This window comes from Bartonella sp. AU18XJBT, assembly GCF_028618595.1.
Lineage (GTDB): Bacteria > Pseudomonadota > Alphaproteobacteria > Rhizobiales > Rhizobiaceae > Bartonella.
Window position 1 is genome coordinate 1 of the sequence record NZ_JAQITE010000083.1, and the last position, 3,291, is coordinate 3,291.

3 protein-coding genes are annotated in these 3,291 nt (G+C 41.8%); all 3 read left to right on the plus strand.

Translation table 11 applies throughout. The features are described from left to right. Positions 1–1,579 (plus strand): peptidase domain-containing ABC transporter (locus PVV60_RS09770; RefSeq protein WP_273724583.1); only part of this gene is annotated, 1,579 nt, incomplete at its 5' end. Beyond that, on the plus strand, positions 1,569–2,897 hold the full coding sequence (locus tag PVV60_RS09775; RefSeq protein WP_100129580.1) for an HlyD family type I secretion periplasmic adaptor subunit: 1,329 nt from the start codon (positions 1,569–1,571) through the stop codon (positions 2,895–2,897). The genes PVV60_RS09770 and PVV60_RS09775, both read left to right, overlap by 11 nt. Then, positions 2,897–3,291: toxin-activating lysine-acyltransferase (locus PVV60_RS09780; protein ID WP_273724584.1), on the plus strand; the 395-nt coding region annotated here is incomplete at its 3' end. The genes PVV60_RS09775 and PVV60_RS09780, both read left to right, overlap by 1 nt.

Sequence of the window (3,291 nt, forward strand, 5' to 3'; positions counted from 1 at the left end):
CGTTGCTGTTGTTTTGCGTTTGCTGGGCTTGGTGAATCCTTTTATTTTTCAAGCGATTATCGACCGTATTCTCCCTTTTCAGCGTATTGAAAGTCTCTATGCTATCGTTGTCTTGATGGTTGCTATCATGCTGTTTAGCACGGCTCTTAGCGCTCTATCAGGCTACTTAGGTGCTTATTTAGCCAATCGGCTTACGCTAGAATTTGGACGGCGCATTTACACCCATCTTTTAAGTCTCTCTTTGCCCACTTTACGCCGTTGGCAAGTGGGAGAATTGTTTTCACGTATTGGAGAGGTTGATACAATTCGCGGTTTTTTAACAGGAACCATCGCCACAACTGTGCTAAATGTTCTCTTTGCCATTATTTATATTGCTGCACTCTTTTCCATTAGTCCAAAACTGACCTTTATTGTCCTTATCATTTTACCTTTACAAATGGGTTCTTTAGCGCTGGTCGGTCCCTTCTTGCGCCGCCAATTACGCCGTGCTTTCACTCTGCAAGCTGTCCATAAATCGCGCCTTATTGAAAGTTTTACCAATCTTGAAGCCATTAAAGCACACGTAAAAGAATCTGCTCATACAATACGCATGCAAGAAACTTTAGCTCGTAGTTTAGATCAAAGCCTTACAACCAGTAAATTGCATCTTCTCAATGGAGCCATGAGCCATATTTTTGGTGATCTTTTCACTATTTTTATTATCTTTTTTGGTGCTCAGGCAGTTCTTCAAAACCAGATTACACTAGGGCAACTTATTGCCTTTCATCTCCTCGCTGGAAATGTTTCTGGTCCTATCTTAAGCCTTGCATCCCTATGGGAAGAATGGCAGCATTTGAAAATCTCTCGTCTTCGTTTGGGCGATATTCTTAACTCCCCTTCAGAATGGGAAGAAGAAAAGCCGCCTCTTCAACTCAGCGCTCCTCCTCATCTTGAAGCCAACGATCTCTGTTTTTCTTATGGAGATAAGTCCATTATCAATCATCTTAATGTCTGTTTACAACCTGGGCAACCAATTATGTTACTTGGTCCTTCAGGGTGCGGAAAAACAACCTTGGCGAAGCTCCTTTGTGGACTCTACCCCCCAACAAGCGGAAAGATATTGATTAATGCCCAACCTTTACAAAATTTTGATGTCCGTAGCGTGCGTGAAACAATCGCGTATTTTCCTCAAAATCCTTGCCTTTTTTCCGGAACCATTCTTGAGAATATGCTTCTTGCTAAACCAGATGCCACTAAAGATGAAATCGACACTGCACTATATGTTAGTGCTTGCCATGATTTGATTGCTCAGTTGCCTTTAGGACTTCATACTCAAGTAGGAGAGCAAGGTGGTTTTTTATCAGGTGGTCAGCGCCAACGCTTGGCTTTGGCTTGTTTCTTTCTGATAAACCCAAGCCTTCTTATTTTGGATGAACCTACTTCCGCATTGGATGACACTGTCAGTGCACAAATTGTTGAGCATTTATATAAACTTTCGCAAGAACGTATTGTTCTTGTTATTACCCACAAAAGTGACCTCTTTCCTCAGCATGCAACCGTCTTAAACTTTACTGATTTGGAGGCAAAAAATGGCAGATAAAGCTCCCTATTTGCGCCCTTTGTCACCAACGCTTCATATGGTGGTTGCTGTTTTGGTCACCTTATTTCTCTTTATTGTAATCGGCAGCTTTATCGCAAAAACAGAGATTGTTGCACGGGGGCAAGGAAGTGTTATTCCCACCGCTTACGTTCAGCTGGTCCAAGCGCAAAATACAGGACGCATTGAGAAAATTCTTGTAAAAGAAGGGCAATTTGTTCATCAAGGCGATCTTCTTATTCAATTAGATCCTCGTGAAGCCCTCAATGAGTGCGCACGTGTTCAAGCAGATATCGCGCAACAAACCCTTCAAGCACAAATTGCAACAGCTATTTTAACAGCTTTGCATGAAAGTGATCCTTTGGATGAAGATTTTGTGACCAAAGGGCTTGCCTATCTACCAGTTCCTCCTTCTGGCAATCAGACTGCAAGAATAGAAGGGGAAAAACTCATTAGCGCTGCCCTTCAATCTCTCCAAGATAAATTAAGAGCGCTAAAAGCACAAGCGGACCGCGTCGAGCGCAGCGGTGCAACACAACATGCGCAATTAGATAGGTTGGAAGATGATCGTCAATTAAGCCAAGGAAAATTAAAAGCTGCAAAAAGCCTGATGGAAACAAAAGTCATTAGCCAAGCGGTTTATTTAGAGCGTTTACATGATTTTAAAAATGTCGAGCATGAAATTTTAACCAATCAAAGACGCTTGGAAGAAAATGCCGCCGAAATAAACACCCTCCGCCAACAACGGCAAAGTCTCATTTCCGATGAAATCGCCCGCTATCGTCAACTTTCACGTGAAACAGAACTGAATCTTCAAGGATTAAAAGCAAAGCTTGATAGCACTCAATACCATCTTGACCACTTATCACTTTATGCACCTGTTGATGGACGTATCGATGATTTAAGTATCCATACTTTGGGCGGCTTTGTAGAAGCTGGTAAAACGCTCATGCGTATTGTCCCTGGTGCGGGCGGTCTCATTGTTGAAGCGTTTTTTGATAATCGAGATATTGGTTTTTTAGAAAAGGGTCAACGTGCTTACATCAAATTTTCTGCCTTTCCACCTGAACGTTTCGGTGTTATCCACGGTACAGTCGTTAATGTAGGCGCTACAGCGCGCTATGATAAAGAAATTAATAATGGTGTCTACGCTGTTTTAATCAAAATTGACCAAGATCATATCACTTTGAATAACAAACAACTTAAATTTATCCCTGGCATGACTGTGACAACGGATGTCATTACCTCAAAACGGCGTCTCATTTCTTATTTCTTTGAACCTATCACCAAAATTTTAGAACAATCTCTAAAGGAAAGATAATGTCTGTAAATGAAAATTCATCACCATCACTCATAGATCCTCTTACGGCTTTGGGTGCCATGATTGTTTTAATGCTTACATCTCCCTTATACCGCCGCTGGCGAATCTGGGATATAGATCGAAATTTAGGACCAGCTTTACAGACTGGGCAATATAAACTCTATAAAAATGAACGTGGAGAATTTTGCGCCTTTATCACTTGGGCTTTTTTAGATGAGAAAAATCATCAATCTATGCTTGAAAAGGGAGAGCTTTTATCCGATGCTGATTGGCAAGGCGGAGAATATATGTGGTTTATTGATTGTGTGGCACCCTATGGACATGCTGCTGGTATGGTACGTGACATGCAGCGGCATGTGTTTCCTAATCAGCATTATTGCTACGCTGTTCGGCG

What these genes read in the sequence shown, in the direction of transcription:
- PVV60_RS09775 (WP_100129580.1), top strand. Translation starts at nt 1,569, where the DNA reads ATGGCAGATAAAGCTCCCTATTTGCGCCCTTTGTCACCAACGCTTCAT.